Annotated in this window: 13 protein-coding genes and 2 pseudogenes; 10 read left to right on the top strand and 5 right to left on the bottom strand. The window is 43.5% G+C overall.

What is annotated here, in order from left to right:
* On the bottom strand, positions 1-301 hold a 301-nt coding region (locus ACXAG2_RS11970; protein WP_474867250.1), incomplete at its 3' end, for a helix-turn-helix domain-containing protein.
* Here ACXAG2_RS11970 and ACXAG2_RS11965 point away from each other — a divergent pair.
* From ACXAG2_RS11965 to ACXAG2_RS11945, 5 genes and pseudogenes are all read left to right on the top strand, one after another.
* Positions 191-1326, top strand: a protein-coding gene (locus ACXAG2_RS11965) for an IS3 family transposase (protein ID WP_474867247.1) whose coding sequence is annotated in 2 segments (ribosomal slippage) — positions 191-437 and positions 437-1326 — 1137 coding nt in all. Because the reading frame shifts where the segments join, the coding sequence is not laid out codon by codon here. The genes ACXAG2_RS11970 and ACXAG2_RS11965 overlap by 111 nt on opposite strands.
* 52 nt (positions 1327-1378) lie before the next feature.
* Entirely contained in the window at positions 1379-4294 is a 2916-nt protein-coding gene (locus ACXAG2_RS11960; RefSeq protein ID WP_474867244.1) for a hypothetical protein, read from the top strand.
* Between the two features lie 133 nt (positions 4295-4427).
* A pseudogene (locus ACXAG2_RS11955) lies at positions 4428-5558 on the top strand (IS4 family transposase); the annotation flags it as partial.
* A gap of 22 nt (positions 5559-5580) precedes the next feature.
* Positions 5581-5721 (top strand): winged helix-turn-helix domain-containing protein, encoded by a 141-nt coding sequence (locus ACXAG2_RS11950; protein WP_474867242.1) that lies wholly within the window; start codon positions 5581-5583, stop codon positions 5719-5721.
* A gap of 68 nt (positions 5722-5789) precedes the next feature.
* Positions 5790-7013: a HAMP domain-containing sensor histidine kinase gene (locus ACXAG2_RS11945; protein WP_474867239.1), complete on the top strand. Its 1224-nt coding sequence runs from the start codon at positions 5790-5792 to the stop codon at positions 7011-7013.
* 470 nt (positions 7014-7483) lie between these two features.
* Here the strand turns inward: ACXAG2_RS11945 and ACXAG2_RS11940 are convergent, their stop codons facing one another.
* Positions 7484-9013, bottom strand: a complete 1530-nt coding sequence (locus ACXAG2_RS11940) for a hypothetical protein (RefSeq protein WP_474867237.1) — start codon at positions 9011-9013, stop codon at positions 7484-7486.
* Positions 9014-9144: 131 nt separating this feature from the next.
* Here ACXAG2_RS11940 and ACXAG2_RS11935 point away from each other — a divergent pair, with 131 nt between their 5' ends.
* A complete protein-coding gene (locus tag ACXAG2_RS11935) occupies positions 9145-11115 on the top strand; it encodes a tetratricopeptide repeat protein (RefSeq protein WP_474867235.1) in 1971 nt (656 codons plus the stop codon).
* A 55-nt stretch (positions 11116-11170) separates the two neighbouring features.
* A pseudogene (locus ACXAG2_RS11930) lies at positions 11171-11449 on the top strand (ATP-binding protein); the annotation flags it as partial.
* 83 nt (positions 11450-11532) lie between these two features.
* On the opposite strand, the gene tnpC reads toward ACXAG2_RS11930, so the two are convergent.
* The 3 genes from tnpC to tnpA form a co-directional block, all read right to left on the bottom strand.
* Positions 11533-13029 carry an IS66 family transposase gene (gene tnpC, locus ACXAG2_RS11925; RefSeq protein WP_474867233.1) on the bottom strand — a complete coding sequence of 499 codons (1497 nt, stop codon included), beginning with the start codon at positions 13027-13029 and terminating at the stop codon, positions 11533-11535.
* A gap of 86 nt (positions 13030-13115) precedes the next feature.
* Complete coding sequence (tnpB, locus tag ACXAG2_RS11920; protein ID WP_474867230.1) at positions 13116-13466, bottom strand: IS66 family insertion sequence element accessory protein TnpB; 351 nt, start codon at positions 13464-13466, stop codon at positions 13116-13118.
* The gene (gene tnpA / locus ACXAG2_RS11915) at positions 13463-13756 is read right to left on the bottom strand and encodes an IS66 family insertion sequence element accessory protein TnpA (protein WP_474867228.1); all 294 of its coding nucleotides are present in this window, start codon (positions 13754-13756) and stop codon (positions 13463-13465) included. The genes tnpB and tnpA overlap by 4 nt, the downstream gene beginning before the upstream one ends.
* A 125-nt stretch (positions 13757-13881) precedes the next feature.
* On the opposite strand from tnpA, the gene ACXAG2_RS11910 reads away from it, so the two are divergent.
* The 3 genes from ACXAG2_RS11910 to ACXAG2_RS11900 all read left to right on the top strand — a co-directional run bounded on the left by ACXAG2_RS11910 (position 13882) and on the right by ACXAG2_RS11900 (position 17472).
* A complete protein-coding gene (locus ACXAG2_RS11910; protein ID WP_474867227.1) occupies positions 13882-14415 on the top strand; it encodes a hypothetical protein in 534 nt (177 codons plus the stop codon).
* 121 nt (positions 14416-14536) lie between these two features.
* Positions 14537-15439 (top strand): tyrosine-type recombinase/integrase, encoded by a 903-nt coding sequence (locus ACXAG2_RS11905; RefSeq protein WP_474867225.1) that lies wholly within the window; start codon positions 14537-14539, stop codon positions 15437-15439.
* A gap of 8 nt (positions 15440-15447) precedes the next feature.
* Entirely contained in the window at positions 15448-17472 is a 2025-nt protein-coding gene (locus ACXAG2_RS11900; RefSeq protein ID WP_474867222.1) for an AAA family ATPase, read from the top strand.
* The last annotated feature ends 2 nt before the right edge of the window (positions 17473-17474 follow it).

The following is a 17474-nucleotide window of genomic DNA, read 5'->3' as shown; positions in this document are numbered from 1 at the left end:
TGGATTTGCTGATGAGCGAATCAACACCGCCATCTTCAACTAACTCCTGGTAGCGATAAAACGTGTCTCGGGATACGCCCATCACTTTGCAAGCCTTAGAGACGTTGCCGAGTTCTTCGGCCAGATTGAATCGCCACTGATTTCCTAGACGCCTCTCAGTTAGATAAACTAACTGAAAAGAGAGGTGTATATGAGCGGTAAACGCTACCCTGAAGAATTCAAAATTGAAGCGGTCAAACAAGTCGTTGATCGTGGCCATACTGTCGCCGATGTTGCCAAGCGACTCGATATTACTACTCACAGCTTGTATGCCTGGGTTAAGAAGTTCGGCCCTGATTCTAAGAAGCATAATGATTTATCTGAGGCCCAGGCTGAGATAAAGCGGCTTCAGAAGGAATTAAAACGGGCTACAGAAGAACGGGACATATTAAAAAAAGCCGCGGCGTACTTCGCAAAGCAGTCCGATTGAGGTACGCCTTTATCAAGGATAATAGCCATTGCTGGCCTGTCCGTTGGCTATGTCGAATGCTGGATGTTCATCCGAGCGGATACTATGCCTGGAGCAGTAGGCCTCTGTCGAAACGCGATAAAGCCAACCGACGCCTAACAGGACTAATAAAGCAATTCTGGCTGGAGTCTGGAGGCGTATACGGCTACCGAAAAATCCATTCAGATTTACGGGACATCGGTGAACGATGCGGTATTAACCGCGTTCACCGACTCATGGTTCGGGAAGGGTTACGTGCCCAGGTTGGCTATCGACGGCCTCGTCATCGAGGCGGAGAAAGTCACGTTGTGGTTCCAAACAGGCTGAATCGAGAATTTAATCCCGCTGCGCCTGATGAAGCCTGGGTAACGGATATCACCCACATCCGAACTCACGAAGGCTGGCTATATCTGGCGGTTGTCGTGGACTTGTTCTCCCGAAAGGTTATCGGCTGGTCAATGCAGCAGCGAATAACGAAAGATATTGTGCTCAATGCCCTGTTGATGGCTGTATGGCGCCGGAATCCAAAGCAACAAGTGACAGTGCACTCAGATCAAGGAAGTCAATATACGAGCCATGACTGGCAGGCATTCCTAAAAGCGAATGGTCTGGAGGGAAGTATGAGCCGACGAGGTAACTGTCATGATAACGCTGTTGCAGAAAGCTTCTTCCAGCTACTGAAGCGTGAAAGAATCAAAAAGAAAATCTACTCAACCAGAGAAGATGCTCGTTCTGACATATTCGATTACATCGAAATGTTTTATAACTGCAAACGCAAACATGGTTCAAATAATTTACTGTCACCAGTAGAGTATGAAAAACGCCATGTTCAACTTTAGTGTATATTTAGTCAGTGATGTAATTAAGTGCTCAAAGTAAGGATACTTCAAAATGTTTAAATGGTTTTTGGCATTCGCCCTGTTTATATGGGTTAATATAGGTACTGCCGAGGCGTTTGACTATGGCCGTTTTATTAACAAACCTTCACGAATAATAGAAACACGAGCTGCAAATACTATTGTTATTAACCAGTTGGTTTTTGAGAAAAAAAGCTGGTCAGAAGACAACTCTTCCTCTTTCGTAATAAGACTAAATCTGCAAAGTGGCAAACACAAGGTACACTGTCGTTTTCATCTTAATCAAACCCACGTGACAGACCAGGACGCTTCGCGCCATTTCGACGCAATCCTTTCGATGCCACGTAATAAAAAAGGAAAGACTAAAAAGCCCGAATGGGAGCAATATTGCGAAAAAAATATCGTTATTGAACAGGTTCAGCTACATGCATTGCACAAAAACCTAATAGGCATTGATATTGCTTTTTCGAATAAAGAGCATTACAAAGCAGTGATACATCAAGGTCGTTTTTTTCCAAAGCAACTGCTTTCTAGCCATGTGCACAGTGCTATAGCCCCAGATTTTAATCTGAGTGTCTTACCTGACTCGGCGTTTAGCCGGTTTTCTAACATTGTGGTTTGGGGCCAACCCACGGTAATAAACAATTCAACCCAGCCGCCTATAGAGGATATTATATTGAGTGCTGCGAGAAACATACAGGCTTCTGAAGGGCGATACGATAGCTTGATATCATTAACTGATAAGGCATTAAGGAATGTATGTTTAGTTAGAATAAAAAATGGCTCAATCCACGACAATGGCAACCTATTACGGTTCGATGGTAACTGGACGTCTTCTGATCCTAAATGCGCTGAGTTGATTGATGCCATTAAAGGTGTGTCATTCTATGCATTATCCACCGAGCAATTAGGTGCTGAAGTTAAATTTAAAGACAATAGCTGGTTTCGCGCTACCTTTCCCCATCTTCGAGGCGCAAAATTACGCCCTTCTCAAACAAACAATGACGCGCAATATGCCCACTTATTTGAGCAACGCGAACTTGATGAGCAAAGTGATATGGTGAAAATAATTTCATCTGCGGAAAACCAACCAACAAGTAACGAACGATTGGTGCCTGATTTCTCTGCCGCGAACGTAAGAAAAGGCTTTGAACACCTTCGAGATTACTGCCAAGGCTTGAATCCGGAAGACGCCGAATCTCTCTATAAGTGTATGCAGCACTACAAATACAACGATCATCCTAAATCCTCAAGTTTGTTTTCTACATCGCTACCGAAAAGTAGTTGTCAATCGACTCGCAGAGAGCTGAGAAGAGCGTTGAAAGAAGCAGGCTTTAGTAAAGAATTCATCAACCCCAAATTACCTAATTGTGCTCAGCTGGCACCCGTTGCAAAAAGGATACGCTGGAAAACTGGTTGGGTTAATTGCCTTGATTATCAACCAGATGATGAGCGTTACAATGCTGAGTGCTTCGGGCAGTTTATTTATAGTCAATACAGCCCTAACACTGCACTATCAAACATGGAAAAAACACATTGCTCTACACTCGTACTTCAATACGAAAAAGCGGTTAAGGGAGGGCAGGAAAATAATCAACTGCCAGACAATTTTGTTCCTCTTACCTGCAATGATATCAAGTATTTGAAGCCAGCGGTTCGTCAACGGCTGAGTGAACGTGTGGCGTGTGGGAACGTAACAGGCTACGTTTCCGAGCAAGGCGTTTACAACTGCTTAGCGGCTGCACAAGTTAAAATGGACGGGATGGACTGTCCTGCTTTGAAAGTCGCTTATCGAGAGGTGTTAACCTCTCTGCATGGGACTTTAGACTCTTTATTGTTTCCGAAGGATTGCGACCAATTATTGAATATTGCACTGGTTAACAGTGACAGTTATAAAAAACAACAACAGCTGGCAAAGCGCAAAGCAGATCTAGCTGAAGCTGCGAGAATAACTGCTGCCCACGAAAAAGCTGAGCGAGAAGATAAGGAACTCGCAGAATACGTAAAAAATTTACCGAGAACATTGGACAGTCTCGCTATCGCGGTTGAACGTGATCGCCGCAGTGGGGCAAAGCGTTTCAGCTCACGCTCCTTTATCTGGCGAATGCGCGCTCGCATCGAATTGCTGAACGACGTTGCTGATGAATTAAAAGCATTAATGTCTTCACAGACTGATCGAAGGTTGCTGAAAGAGATCGCTCTACGTTATCGTTACAGCGATGATTGGTCGTCAAAACTAACGGACGCTAGTATTCTGAAAACGTTTGAACAGGTAAGGGGTAGCCTTGACCCATTTAAAGGTTTAGCCATGGCTGAATACTTGAACTCAATCTACTGGGTAGATATAGATCATTTAATTGAACTTGATTCAAGCGCCTATGGAAGTATAAAGGGGTACGCCAAAGGCGTAGTAGACCAGGCATATGATTCGCTGAATTTGTTCAATAAACTCTTTCCTGTAGTTGACAAACAAATACTAGCCGATGAGAAGAAAATTCTACAAACACCGAGTCTTTTGAAGGTTGCTATCAATACTTACCTGACCAATTACCAACGATTGAGTGCTGCTTGTATTGGTCCTGATTATATCACTCACGAGTATTATCGTGCCGCCACGCCAGATATTGTGACTGTCGATGAATATGGTGCAGTAATAAGTCAAGAGTATGGAACCCCTGAAGAGCGGAGAACGTATAAAATCCACAAAAAATTTAGGAAAGTTGCCCGCCGTTTGGATATTGACGAGCGCACAGAAGATGACTCGGCAGCTTCAATAGCGGTGCTAAGAAAGCTAGCACCAAACCTTGCGACACAAGCTCGCCAGATTAAAGATAGCCATAACGACATTTCTAGAGGTGTTATTGAAATTATGAAGAATTATCGTTGTGACAGCGAACTGATAATCGAATTTGAAGATGGGATGTTGAATGCATTCAGCGCCTATTTTTAACATACTGATAGGTATTTTAAATAGCTAGTGGCTATTCATAGGTAGGATCTTAAGGAAATTAGAGCTTGAATGCATGTCTCAAATTTGATCAGATGTTTATCGCCAAACAAACGTCCTGAAAAAATTCGAGAACATGCAGAACAAGAATAACGAGCTAAACAAAATAACGGAAGTCCTGAACGAATTTAATATTAACGATATCGGTAAACGGTGTGGTTTTTGCCATCGGGAACGTATTGTGAAGCCCTATGAATTAGTGATGGCGCTGGTGACGGCCATGGGCGGCAAGAGCATTGACTGTATCAGTGATTTGCACCGCTATTTTACTGGATTGACGTACACCGATGTGCAGTACAAGCCGTTTCATAATCAACTGAGTAAACCCGCATTTAAGCAGTTGATTCAGCGCATAGTGGGCGTTGCATTGCACAAATGGCAGCAGCATATCCTTGGTACAGACACGGACCTGTCGGCGTTTAAACAGGTCGTACTGCAAGATGGCAGTTCGTTTGCCGTCCATGATGCGTTAAAGAAAGAGTTTAAAGGGCGTTTTACCACCATTAGCCCCGCTGCCGTTGAGGTACATGTAAGCTGGGATATGTTACACAGCCAGCCTGAACGGATAGCCGTTAGTGCAGACAGCGTGGCAGAGTATGATTATTTACCGCCAGCTGAATCGTTAGTGGCCTGCTTATTTATGGCAGACCGGGGGTATTTCAAACTGTCGTATCTGGAAAGTATTCATCAGGCGGGAGGGAGTTATCTGGTCAGGGCAAAAACGACCGCTAACCCTTTGGTGTTAATGGGTGTGAATGCGCAGGGTCAGTGCTTGAAACGATTCGACAATGTGAAACTCAAGGACGTAAAACATCATATCCGACGAAGCCAGGTGGTGGATATGGATGTTGAGGGAAGTGTTTCATATCGACTGATAGCGAGTTGGCCTCCAGGTAAATCAGAGCCAACCTATTGGGCGACGAACTTGCCGCGTGAGCAATACGCGGCAAAAGCAGTCATACAACTATACAGCTTACGCTGGCAGATAGCGTTACTGTTCAAGGAATGGAAATCCTACTGTAATTTACGTAAGTTTAATACCCGCAACGCGGGTTTAATGGAGGGACTGATATGGGTCAGTTTGCTGGCATTACTGGTGAAACGGCGTATTGGATTTAGTATTCAACGACTGATGGGCGTCGATATATCGAGCTTCATGGTCGCAAAAAATACGCAGAGCTGGTTTTATCCATTAATGGAATCGATACTACACAGGCGCTCTCAAAGGTGTGGAGGTAGATCTTTTCGGACGTGCCGTCGACATCCTACTTAGTCGACTCAGGCAGAAGCTAGAAGACTCCGCATCATCCCCTAGATTTATTAAGACCATCAGGGGTATTGGATACACCTTTATAGCGACTCCCATATGACCCTACCTAACCTAAACCTGTACTCCAGATTTTTCTTACTATTCACTTTCACAACTATTTTGTTGGTCATGTTAGTGGTGCTTGGTAGCTTTGCCGTATCTGAAGAAGAAGCACAAAAAATTGTTGAAGATCGCAATGAAACGCTGCACGAAATGATGGCAAAACTGGTCTCTGGTCCAATTGATATCGAGCACCTCAAAACAGAAGCAAAAAGTAATCGCGTTGCCATACAAATACATCGCGGAAATGAGGTCTGGAAAACAGGCGAGTCTCTTCCGGAGCCATCTGAATTGATGGAAAACGCCATACCTCTGGGTAAATTGTTTTTTTCAAAAGTTGGCTCGAAATACTTCATATTTACATCATCAAACGAAACAACCATTGTCGTAACTTCACAGATAGCGAATTTAATTATCTATCCCAACTGGCTGGTATTCTGGCCCTGGTTGGGAGTCCTGTGCGTGCTGGTAGTCAGCTACAAGATGTTGAATGCTCAATTGAGTCCAATTAAAAGTGCCATCGACAGTGCGACACACATCAGTCGCGGTAATCTCAAGTATCGTATTGTTCGTCATCCTCGAAATGATTTAGGTAAACTGACGCACGGCTTAAATGGAATGGCGGAAAATCTAGAAGAGCTTTTTGCTTCCAAGAATGAATTATTGCTCTCTGTAAGCCACGAATTGAGATCACCTATGGCCAGAATGAAAGTGTTGCTTGCATTACTGAGCAAAGATGAGACTGTTTCAAAGCTCAATCGTGAAATTAATAAAATGGATGACATTGTAGAGCAATTACTTGAGAGTGAACGCCTGCGAGACTCCCAAAAACTTCTAAATCTGGAAACCTACTTCTTTCCCAATGTCTTAATGGACATCATTAGGAGCTTTGATAACGCCGAGAACATTAGTTTGGACGGTTCTCTCCCTGAAATAACCATAGATATTGACATTGGTCGTTTTAAGTTTTTGGTCCGGAATTTGATTGAAAATGCGCTCAAACATTCAGACACTGCAAGTCCGGTATTAATTAAGTGTAGACGAGAACAGGCCAAACTTTTCATTGTCGTACGAGACTTTGGTTCCGGGATCGATGCCAACTTTTTGTCAAAGATCTTCGAGCCTTTTTCTCAGTCAGATGATATCAATAACAGAGGAAACCAAGGTATTGGTTTGGGGTTGTTCTTATGCAAGCGGATCGCACTGGCTCATAACGGGGATCTAACGGTAAAAAGCGAATCAGGTAAAGGCAGTGAGTTCACCTTTTGGTTGCCAGTGACCAGCTTGGATTGAAAAACACATGCGTATTATAACGATATGAATATTGATCCCTCATTCATGGGGTAGAGCCATTATGCTATGTTTCAGACACAAAAAAACCGACTTTCGTTGGCTCAGTTTGCATAGTGGTACCAGAGGGTCAATTCCTTGTGAAGATTGATTATCTTCACAAGGAATTGACGGGGCATAATGGATGAGATTAGTGCATATCTTTGAGCATGGTCTTCATCGAACCAAAAATCTGCGAAAGACTCATTGCTGTGCAGATTTATTGTGCGCTCTCGTTCAATACTCATAGTTTCAAAACGTTTAACTATAGATTCTAGTTTGGCTGCTGCATCAAATTGCGTTGCGTATAGTGGCAAACCGGCACTGACAGTTTTTGCGTGTCCAAAATCTGATTTATTAGCTCTATCAATACGTCAGTATTTGCAAGAGAGTGCAGGTAGTTTGTCACCACCTGCACATGTGTAAACACAGTATTACGGGATCAATTGTTGGGCATAATCCTGCCACTGAGCTATGGTGAACTCTGTTTCTTGTGACACATCTTTTGCTAATACGCCTACCAGTAATTCTTCACCTTCGTTGACTTCCAATGGCTCTAAGTTGAGCGTTAACGTTATCCCTCTTGGGGTTTTCACCTTCAAGACATGGGTGTTGCCAATAAAGCCTGGTGCTTGATAGCTAATAAGCTCATAACCTCGATCATCGAGTCGACAGACAAACAACCCTAATGTACTGGCCCCTTTGCCATCCAATAACCCGACATCCAAGTCGTCCATGTCTATTTGAACGCCAGCAATAGCCTGATAGCAACGCTGTTTGGTCAGTGCAATTTGCATAGATTCTGCCTGTGCCAAAGCGACCTTTCTGTACTGTTCAATGTTGGCCGGCAATGGTTGCTGAGAAAACAGGCTTTGTACCGCGCGATTAATAGTCGTCAGGCTTTTCTTATTGACGGCATAACTCGCCAGCTCCTGTTCAAACTCCTTCAGTGATGCTGTAGCTAGCTCATCCAGCTTGGTTTTATAGGCTTTGTCAAAACGATAATTTCCCATGGCTTTGGCCTGACGCAGGGCCAATGTGACACGTTGCTGGAACTTGATTAACGATCGCAATCCTTCAAGAGTAGAGTCAAAACCTTCCAATTGATTTACTGCATCTGAAATAGCGGCCTCTGACAAACCTTGTAGTTTGGCGAGAATAGCCATCTCCAATTCTCTGGATTGACTGCCTCTCATACGCTCCCGCGTGCGTCTATTAGGTTTTCTGTCCTGTAAAAAGGCCTCTAAACCCGCTAGAGAATCTTCATAGCTGTCAAATGCAGCGATTTGCTGTTGCTCCAGCTGCTTTTTAAGACCTGCGTTAATACTGGTTATTTCATCAAGAAAAGCACTTTTTTGCTCTTCACTTAAAAAAACCAGATAGGGTGCAACTTTCATCTGAGCCAATGACAACAAGCTATCTGAATTGGCGGCAAGGTTTTGGGCTTTGCTCAGTGCACGTTCAGCATCGGCAATAGCCGCTTTTCTTTTCACTAAATTACCTTGCTGATTCAACATAGTATTAATGAAGTTTGACGGAAGGTTTTGAGTTAACTTTGAACGCAGTACGCTGGCGATAAATTGATTCGCCATTACATACACCTGCCCCGTTGCTCGGTCTCCTGCTTTTGACGCTTTATGTGCCAGCTCACGACCGGCTTTATGACAAGTATTGAGATGGGTTTGCAAGGCACCCAGGTCACTCTCACTAAATTCAGTTAAGGATTTATGGAATACCGGAATAAAGTACTCATCTTCCAATGCCTTAATTATTCGATTGCCTTGATGAAAGCCCCCTCTTTCATTTCTAACCCATTCATAGCCTTTTTCTGCCCAGGGATAAACCTGAATACAATCCGCTTCATTTGCCAGCGCATGGTTGGATAGTAACAAAGAGAAAAAAATAACAGCTAGCTTTAATACATGGTTTTTCACTATGCCGTTTTTGATGATGCAGCTTTTCATTTAACGTTCCTTTTTTAATTTGTGGAATTGAACGTGAACCATCTTTGCCTTAGGCTTAAAACCATGCATCCGCAGCTAAACGTAGATAAGCGGATTTATACGGATTTAACGTCTTCAGGAGCAGGCAACCCGTGTCAAGTAGCAGCAATACAAGGAATAACGAAAAAAGAACGCGGCAAAGAGGCGTACGTGCATCTAGGGCGAAATTAGAACAGGCTTTGCGTCAATCAGGGTTTAAAACCCAAGCTGCATTGGCAGAAAAGATTGCTTCTATTGAAGGTATTGATTCAGCACCTAGAGATTTAGTCAGTAAAGCGTTTAGAGAAATACTCATTGAGCCTCAATCGTTGGAACGAATAGCTGCTGCGCTCAATGTAAAAGCCTACACCTTGTATCAAAGTTCAGAAGACAAGGAGCGCTCCACCTCCTTGCCTGACGAGCCAACCTCAGAAAGCAAGCCCAATACTCGCGTGCCTTTGTACATTGGTTTGGGGTTATTGATCGTTTTTTTAGCGGGTATCGGATTTCTGAGCCAAGGCCCCTCTTCCTCCTCAACTTTCAGTTTGCCGGGCATGAAAAAGAGCTTATTGATTTACCCGCAGGATAAACGGCTTTACCTCATTGCAGAAAAGTTAAGCACTCTTTATAGCGAGCAGTTTCAAGTGACTGTCGTCCCGCTTGCTCTAAACAGCTTTCAAGAGAGTCCCTCTGATCTCATTAAGTCGTTCCAGAGTGATTGGGTTTTAACGGTAGAATCGATTTCTGTTGGCCGCTACAATGGTATCAGGCTGTACCTATCTGATGGCACTTTTGATCAAGTATTGTCGGTGGAAAATATCAGCCAGCAAGACCAGTTAGACACCTTGTATTCCACCCCTTATGTGCAAGAAAGATTAAAACAAGACACCTACCTTCTTGTTCGTACCAAAAAACCGATTGAGAGCAAAGCGATGCTGAGCCTAGGCCAGCAACGCAATTATTTAAAAGCCAGAGAGTTGATTGAAGACTATCAGTCATTTGAAGCACTAAACGAGGCACAGCACTTAATTGAGCAATTACTGCGTGACCACCCGTTTTATGGACCGGCGCATGGATTATTGTGCGAGATATCCATCCATGAGAGTTGGAGAGAAAACGAAAAAGCGCTACTGGAGCAAGCCACGAAGCAGTGTCATCAAGCAAACTCCCTTTCTCCAAATAACCTTTATGTTCAGACGGTTCTTGGCTTTTTACACGACAAAACTGGCCAGCGAGACCTCGCTAGGTTGCAGTTTGAAACCCTACTTCAAGAGCACCCCAGTAATGTTGAAGCACTAATGGGTTTGGCCACCGTATATTTCAACTTGTATCGCAGTTCTGGAGATAAAGATGAGCTAAATCAAGCCTTGGGTTTTGCCCGACAAGCTGCATTGGTACTGGAAGATTACTGGCGTCCTTTTCAACTGCTAGCAATTATGGAGTTTTATAGTGGTAACAAAGACAACGCAATAAAGGCTTGGGAATCCCAGGTTACGATAAAGCCCAATGAATTAATTCTATCTAATCTGGGGTTTATGTACCTTTGCAAGTCTGAGTTAGACGTCGCCCAAGAAAAGTTTGAGACTGCCCGTCAATTGGCACCTCAGTCATATATGCCCTTAGAAGGGCTGTCTGCTATTCACTATTATCAAGGCGACTATCAGCGGGCGTTAGATTTAAGACTTGAAGTACAAGAGCTCATTGGTAACCAAGACGCTGGAATACATCAACAATGGGGAGATTTAGCCGATGCATATAGACAACTCAATCGTCTAGAAGAGGCCAAAGAAGCCTCTAGAACAGCGTTAAAGATTCTTGAGCGGGACCACCTAAGAGACAACACCTCTTTGGATGACCAAGTGTATCGCCTGTATTATCAAATTCAGTTAATAGCAGACGCTCAAAATCACGAACAGTGGCTTAGCGAGCTTAAGAAGCTTAGCAATACTGAGCTCTCCCCCCCTGCTTATTTAAGAAAAGCATTGGCATTTAAACTGTTGGACGAAACGACTCAGGCAAACGTATTGCTCGAAGAAGCTGCAGAACATTGTCCTGTGTACCGGCTTTCTCCAGATTTCAGGTAATATTATTTTTGCGCCAGATACGCCTTCATTTTAATCCCCAATTCAGTGCTATTACCTGCAACTCGCGACTGCACAGCGCCAGGATAAATACAAAAACATCATGCAACGTTCAGTGCAATCTCCTCGATTACTCATTGTTGATGAAGTAGGTTATCAGCCATTCAGTGCACATGAATCAAAATTACAGTTCGATGTGATAGCGAAACGCTATGAAAAAGGCTCTATTGTCCTAACCAGCAATTTACCCTGTGGGTAATGGGGGCAGATCTTCGCTAAAGACACAGCGCTGACATCAGCAATGTTAGACCGAATACTGCATCACTCACACATTATTTAAATCAAATTAGAAAGCTATCGGATTAAAGAAAAGAAACAAGCAGGATTAATGGATAAATCGTAAGCGTCCGGTCATCCCACCTAGTTTTTAGCTACGGCCCATGGTAACAGTTGTTCGATATTGGGCTCTTTATGGCTCAGCGTTTCAATACTTTGCATGATGTAATCGAATACGTTGAGGTCATTGGCTTTTGCCGTTTCGATGACGCTGTATAGTATTGCACTAGCGGTTGCGCCTTTTTCGGTTTGGCTAAATAGCCAGTTTTTTCTGCCAATGACGAAGGGTTTAACCGCTCGTTCACAGCGATTGTTATCGATGTTGAGTTGACCATCAAGTGTGTACCGTTTTAGCTTTTCCCACTGGTTAATGCAATATTGAATGGCTTCACCTAGTTTGGTTTTAGGTAAGACTTGGTGTTGTGATTTAGTGAGCCAGGTTTCAAATTGTTTAAGTAGTGGCTGGCTTTTTTGTTGGCGTATCTGATAACGCTCATTGATTGGTTTGTCCTTTATCTGGGTTTCAATGCGATACAGTTTTTGAATGTGATTCAAAGCCCAGTCGGCTTTACCGCTGGGTTTGTTTTTGTTGTGTGATTTTTTCGCTTCAACGAATTTACGTCTAGCATGGGCCCAACAGCCCACAAGCTTAGCTTGGGTTTGTTCATATCCCGCATAACCATCGCATTGTAGGTAGCCCTTGTAATTATCAAGGAAGATCACCGCACATTGGCCACTTCGACTATTGTGATAATCAAACAAAACGATATTAGGGATACTTGTGTCTTTGACTTTTCCTTCAGGCGAGTCTGCGCCTGTGGCATACACCCACATATAACTGGTTGATTTATCGTCTTTCACCACTTTTAACGTGGTTTCGTCGGCCTGTATCACAGGTTGCGTTAATAGCAGTTGGTGAAGCTGGTCATAAAGCGGTTTAAATAATTCGCTACAGCGGATTATCCAATCGGCCATGGTTTGACGACTGATTTCAATGCCATGTTGTTTAAACATGGCTTCTTGTCGATAAAGCGGTAAGCCGAACTGGTATTTGCTGGTGATAATCTGACTTAACAAGCTTGGTGTAGCATACCCTTTAGGGATAACACTGTGGGGGACGGGCGCTTGTTTAATTGAATGACTCGTTCCGTCTTTTTCACATGCTCGGCAACCGTATTTAGGACGAACATGTTCAATCACTTTGACCTTAGCTGGGATAAACTCGAGCTTCTCGCTTTTATCTTCACCGATTTTGTGTAAATCCGACCCGCAGCAATCACAGACTTTCTCTTCATCAGCAATGTCATGCACCACTACCTCACGAGGTAAATCTTTAGGTAACGGTTTGCGTGTTGGTTTATTGCGAGTATAGCTGATGTTTTCTTGTTCGACAGGAGTATCAATTAACGCTTCCGCCTCATTAAACAGCTCGCCTTGGCCTGGATGGCCCTCACTACTTTGACCAAACTGTTTATGTTGAGCAAGACGAAACTGCTCCTCTAAATATGCAATTTTGGCATCCTTCTCTTCCAGAAGTGCCTCTAGTTCAGCAATACGTTGGTGAAGTTCGATCGTCGTCATAAAGCCATTATCCCTTAATAACTCATTGACTAATCTAATTTATTTAGACCAATTCGTGATCGTTAATCGCTGCTTATGATCTAAGCTTATAAGCCCGAGGATTGATAAGGTAAAGGTTGATGACCAACCACATCAAAGCCAGATAACAACCAGTTAAGCTGTAATTCACTTAACGGCATATGCTGTAAACAAGTATCCACTGGCCATTTGAATTTATGTTTCTCTAACCGTTTGTACCACAAAGCAAAGCCAGTTTTATCCCAGTATAAACACTTAAGTTTATCCCGCTTTTTATTACAAAACACAAACAAAGCGCCAGTAAATGCATGAAGTTCAAGTTCCGTTTCAACAATGCTCAGCAAACCGTTAATCGATTTACGAAAATCAATCGGCTGGACGTGCAAATAGATATCTTCTGGATCAACAAACATTTTCATGCTTGCAACGCCTTAATAAAATTAGCTAACCAAGCTGGCTCGCAAGATAACGGAACGGATATTGAAACCGCACCACAACTAACATTGACTGAATATTCATTTCTCGGTGCACCAATCGCTTTCGCCTGTATAAACTTAGCGGGTGTACCATGTGGTTGAAGTCTTTTTCTAAACTTATAAAAACTCGACGTGGCAAGGCCGTGCTCTTTACAGAAATCAACAATGGTTAAATCACTTGATTGTTGTTCTACAATTAGCGTCGCCCATTCATCTTGTGTTTTATGTTTCATAACCCTTCCTTATTTGAAAAAAGAAGGTATTTTGAAATCAATGAAATGTATCTGCTAGGTGTGGTTTACCGGACGGATACGCAAAACGCAAAGCATTGGAGGATTCTACGGGGATAGGAAGTAGCGTGGATGTGGTTATTGACATGAGCAAGATGAAGCCACCTAAGCAAGCATTCGATCTATTTTTAAAAAATCTTATCCGCAACCCCAGGCTTAGTGCAGATGAAATACGACTCGGCTTTTTGCTCTTTGATTTGCTTGAAAATGAAGGTGCAGAACAAAGTTTCCTTGTTGTCCCCGCATCCGATTTTCATATGTCTCAAGTCGGCGCAGACGGCATGCTTTATTTTAACGGCACACGCCACGTTTCCTGTGGATTTGAGATATTGGAGAAACAAAGCCTGCTCGACATCGCCTGCCAATATCGGTTAGATGTGGAGAGGTCCACCCTTATTGCCTTGTTGAACAAGCTTCATAGTTTCTTCTACATAACCTGCACAGAAATATGTGAGCAAAACCTTGCAGCAAACAGAGCTGGATTTAACTACAAAGACAGCGACGTTTTACTATCTGAAAATGCGAAAATGGTTCATATCCGTATTAATGACCGGTTCAATGAGATAGACCTCACAAAACGGTGGGGAAAATTAATAAAATAACTTTTTTATCGCCGTTCAAAATCGCCATTTTCCTGCCTTAAATCCTCTGTTAGCTTGTAAATAGCTTATCCAAGCAAATCCCTCATTTTTAACAAAAATCACATAAATTCGGAGCAACTCAATGGATGCAGCATGTCCTTACACGCTGTATATGGGGCGTCTTGCGCCTAATAGTCAGCGTTCCATTGCCTCTCAGCTTAACAGTATTGCAGCCATGCTTGATTGGCCTGAACATGAACGCCAAGAAAGGTTTCATCATATTAACTATCAACAGGCCAGCCATATCAAGGCGATGCTGTTATCAAAAAACTGGTCTGCTCGCTCAATTAACCGTGCGATGACAGCTATTCGCAATATTGTCAAAGTGGCGGTCATGACTGGCATTGCACCAGAAGCACAGGTAATACAACTACAAGCTATCACAAAGGTTAAACACGGTAGCCACAAAGGTACACCGTTAACCGCTCAGCAAGTCAATAAACTACTAAAACACCTGAATGCTGATAAGTCCGCGACCGGTAAACGAAACGCAGCGATTGTGACGATTTTACTTGGTTCAGGATTGCGACGAAGTGAATTGGTTGCACTTCGATACGGTGACTTTTCACAGGAGGCGAACACCTTACACATCGAAAAAGGCAAAGGGAATAAGAGCAGAACGGTATACCTACCAGAGTGGACAACAATAGGTTTGCTGGATTGGCTTAAGGCTCGCGGGGATGGTGATGGCTATCTTTTTGTGCGTATTGTGCGTGGAGGTCATATTCAGCATGACAGCAAATTATCGTCGAGCTTTATCTATTCGCTAATCCGTAAATCACTTGCCGCCATTGGTGTAGAAGGTGTGTCACCTCATGATTTGCGCCGGACATTTATTACACGGTTACTGGAGCAGAATGTAGACTTAAATACCGTTCGCCAGATGGCAGGTCATGCCGATATTGCCACCACTATTATGTATGACAAGCGCGACCAACAAGTGATGCAAAAGGCGGCTTCTCAACTCAGCTATAAGCAGAAGTGAGGCATGGTATGTTGAAACGGCAATTAAACAATCCTCACTTGTTGCACTATCTGTCCTGTCAGTGGACTAAGCGGCTATTAAGTTATGCGGTGGGTATTGATGATGATTTTATCAATCCAGAGGTCTTAACCTATTTACGAGGACAACCCACGTCCAAATCGGCGTCGAAACTTACTAAAAAGGCACTTATTGCCTTATTGAGCATTGACGACCGGCATCCAAAAACCACCAAGGTATTTCTAGATAACTGCACCTTTATCCGTAAGCTTCTCAACTTGCCGAGAGGTGCAGACAAACTGATTCAGTTTGCATTGCTATGTCAAGCAAACCCGTGGTTTCAAAGTGTGGTGAACATGCTGGATATCCAAGACCGCTACACCGGATTAAACAGCATATTGTTGGATATGACTGGCCTCAAGATATCCGAATTCAGTGCCATTGCTGAAAGTTTGGTGCAGTTTGGTTTGCTCAATGACAAGGACTTCGGTGTTATCGATGGCAGTGAATTACCGCAACCAATGTTGCTTAACCTGCTTACAAAAAAATTGCATTCAAGAGAGCAGTTAATCGAACCATTATTGCAACCCAGTGATAAGGCGCAGTTTGCACTCGATGACTTTCCTCAGGTGAATACCGCACTATTAGGTGATTACCTGTCATCGGCAATGAGTAAAGCACAGGTCGGCACCAGTGTCTTGCTTCATGGTGTATCAGGCTCCGGTAAAACCGAATTAGCCAGAAGCTTAGCCAAGCATTGTGACTGTACACTCTATGAGGTCCGCTCGACAGGCATGGTAAAACAAAATCCTGATGAAGCATTGGAATCACGCTATCCCTGTAAAGACAGGCTAAAGCATTTATCGTTACTCAATGCCTTACTCAGTGCATCAAGTAATGCGATGTTATTGATTGATGAATGTGAGCACCTCTTTGAGTTAGCGGATAGTCACTACAGCAAGGAGTACTTACAGCGTTTTATTGAGCATAACGCCATACCGTGTATTTGGATCACCAATCATGTGCAGTGCTTGGAGCCAAGTTTCATTCGCCGGTTTAAGTTGGTCACTGAGGTACCATCACCTAGGCCGGAAGATATTCAGCATGTATGCAAACACCATTTTAAAGGCCTGGGTCTTTCAGAGCATTTTAAGCGCAATATAACGCGTATCGACAATGTTTCACCGGCACTGATAGCAAATGCAACACATGTTGCGAAAACACTGAATGTAGCGCGCACAGACGCTGAGAATACAATACATGGCGTTATTGAAAACACATTACACGCCTCGGGACTGTGGGACAGCAAAGCTCAGTATCAAGGCGAGTTAGACTTTGATGCGTCACTGCTGAACTTAAAACAACCCGCAAGTTATCTGGATGAAGTCAGTTTCGCACTAAAGCACAACAAACCTGTTCGCGTATTGTTATCTGGGCCACCCGGCACCGGTAAAACCGCCTTTGCGCATTACCTCACAGAAACCAATCAGCGCGACCTTATTCGTGTGAAGTGTTCCGATGTACTCAGCAAATGGGTAGGCGAAAGCGAACAGAACGTAGCAGAACTCTTTCACCGCGCACACGTTGAAGAAAAGGTCATTTTGCTTGATGAGGTCGATAGCCTATTGGTCAGCCGAGAGACATTAACAGCACACCATGAACTGCAACTGGTTAACGAATTTCTGACGCAAATTGAGTGTTTTACGCATCCGCTTTTTGCAGCTACCAACTTTGATAGCCGGTTAGATAAAGCAGTAATTCGGCGCTTCGATTTTAAGCTTGAATGTACTTACCTGAAACCGGAACAAGTCTGTGCCTTATACCGGCAAGTAGTTGGTATCAAACGGTTGAATTTGGAAGAGCAGCAACGCTTATCCACATTAAAACATCTAACGCCAGGTGACTTCGCCATACTGGCAAGGCGCAAACAATTTAGACCAAAACAGAACCACCGACTCTCTGCTATCACGCTGTTGGCAGAGGAAAACCAACGTAAACAACCACAAACCCCAATGGGCTTTATCCGCCCTCACTAACC

The organism is Alteromonas sp. ABH4_456, assembly GCF_056160645.1.
Note: the sequence above shows the minus strand (reverse complement) of the source record. Positions and strands in the feature narration are given on the sequence as shown.

Bases quoted from the DNA above. Each gene is read 5' to 3' on its own strand.
- tnpC (WP_474867233.1), bottom strand. From the start codon at position 13,029: ATGACGACGATCGAACTTCACCAACGTATTGCTGAACTAGAGGCACTT.
- ACXAG2_RS11945 (WP_474867239.1), top strand. From the start codon at position 5,790: ATGTTAGTGGTGCTTGGTAGCTTTGCCGTATCTGAAGAAGAAGCACAA.
- tnpA (WP_474867228.1), bottom strand. From the start codon at position 13,756: ATGAAACATAAAACACAAGATGAATGGGCGACGCTAATTGTAGAACAA.
- tnpB (WP_474867230.1), bottom strand. From the start codon at position 13,466: ATGAAAATGTTTGTTGATCCAGAAGATATCTATTTGCACGTCCAGCCG.
- ACXAG2_RS11900 (WP_474867222.1), top strand. From the start codon at position 15,448: ATGTTGAAACGGCAATTAAACAATCCTCACTTGTTGCACTATCTGTCC.
- ACXAG2_RS11960 (WP_474867244.1), top strand. From the start codon at position 1,379: ATGTTTAAATGGTTTTTGGCATTCGCCCTGTTTATATGGGTTAATATA.
- ACXAG2_RS11905 (WP_474867225.1), top strand. From the start codon at position 14,537: ATGGATGCAGCATGTCCTTACACGCTGTATATGGGGCGTCTTGCGCCT.
- ACXAG2_RS11940 (WP_474867237.1), bottom strand. From the start codon at position 9,013: ATGAAAAGCTGCATCATCAAAAACGGCATAGTGAAAAACCATGTATTA.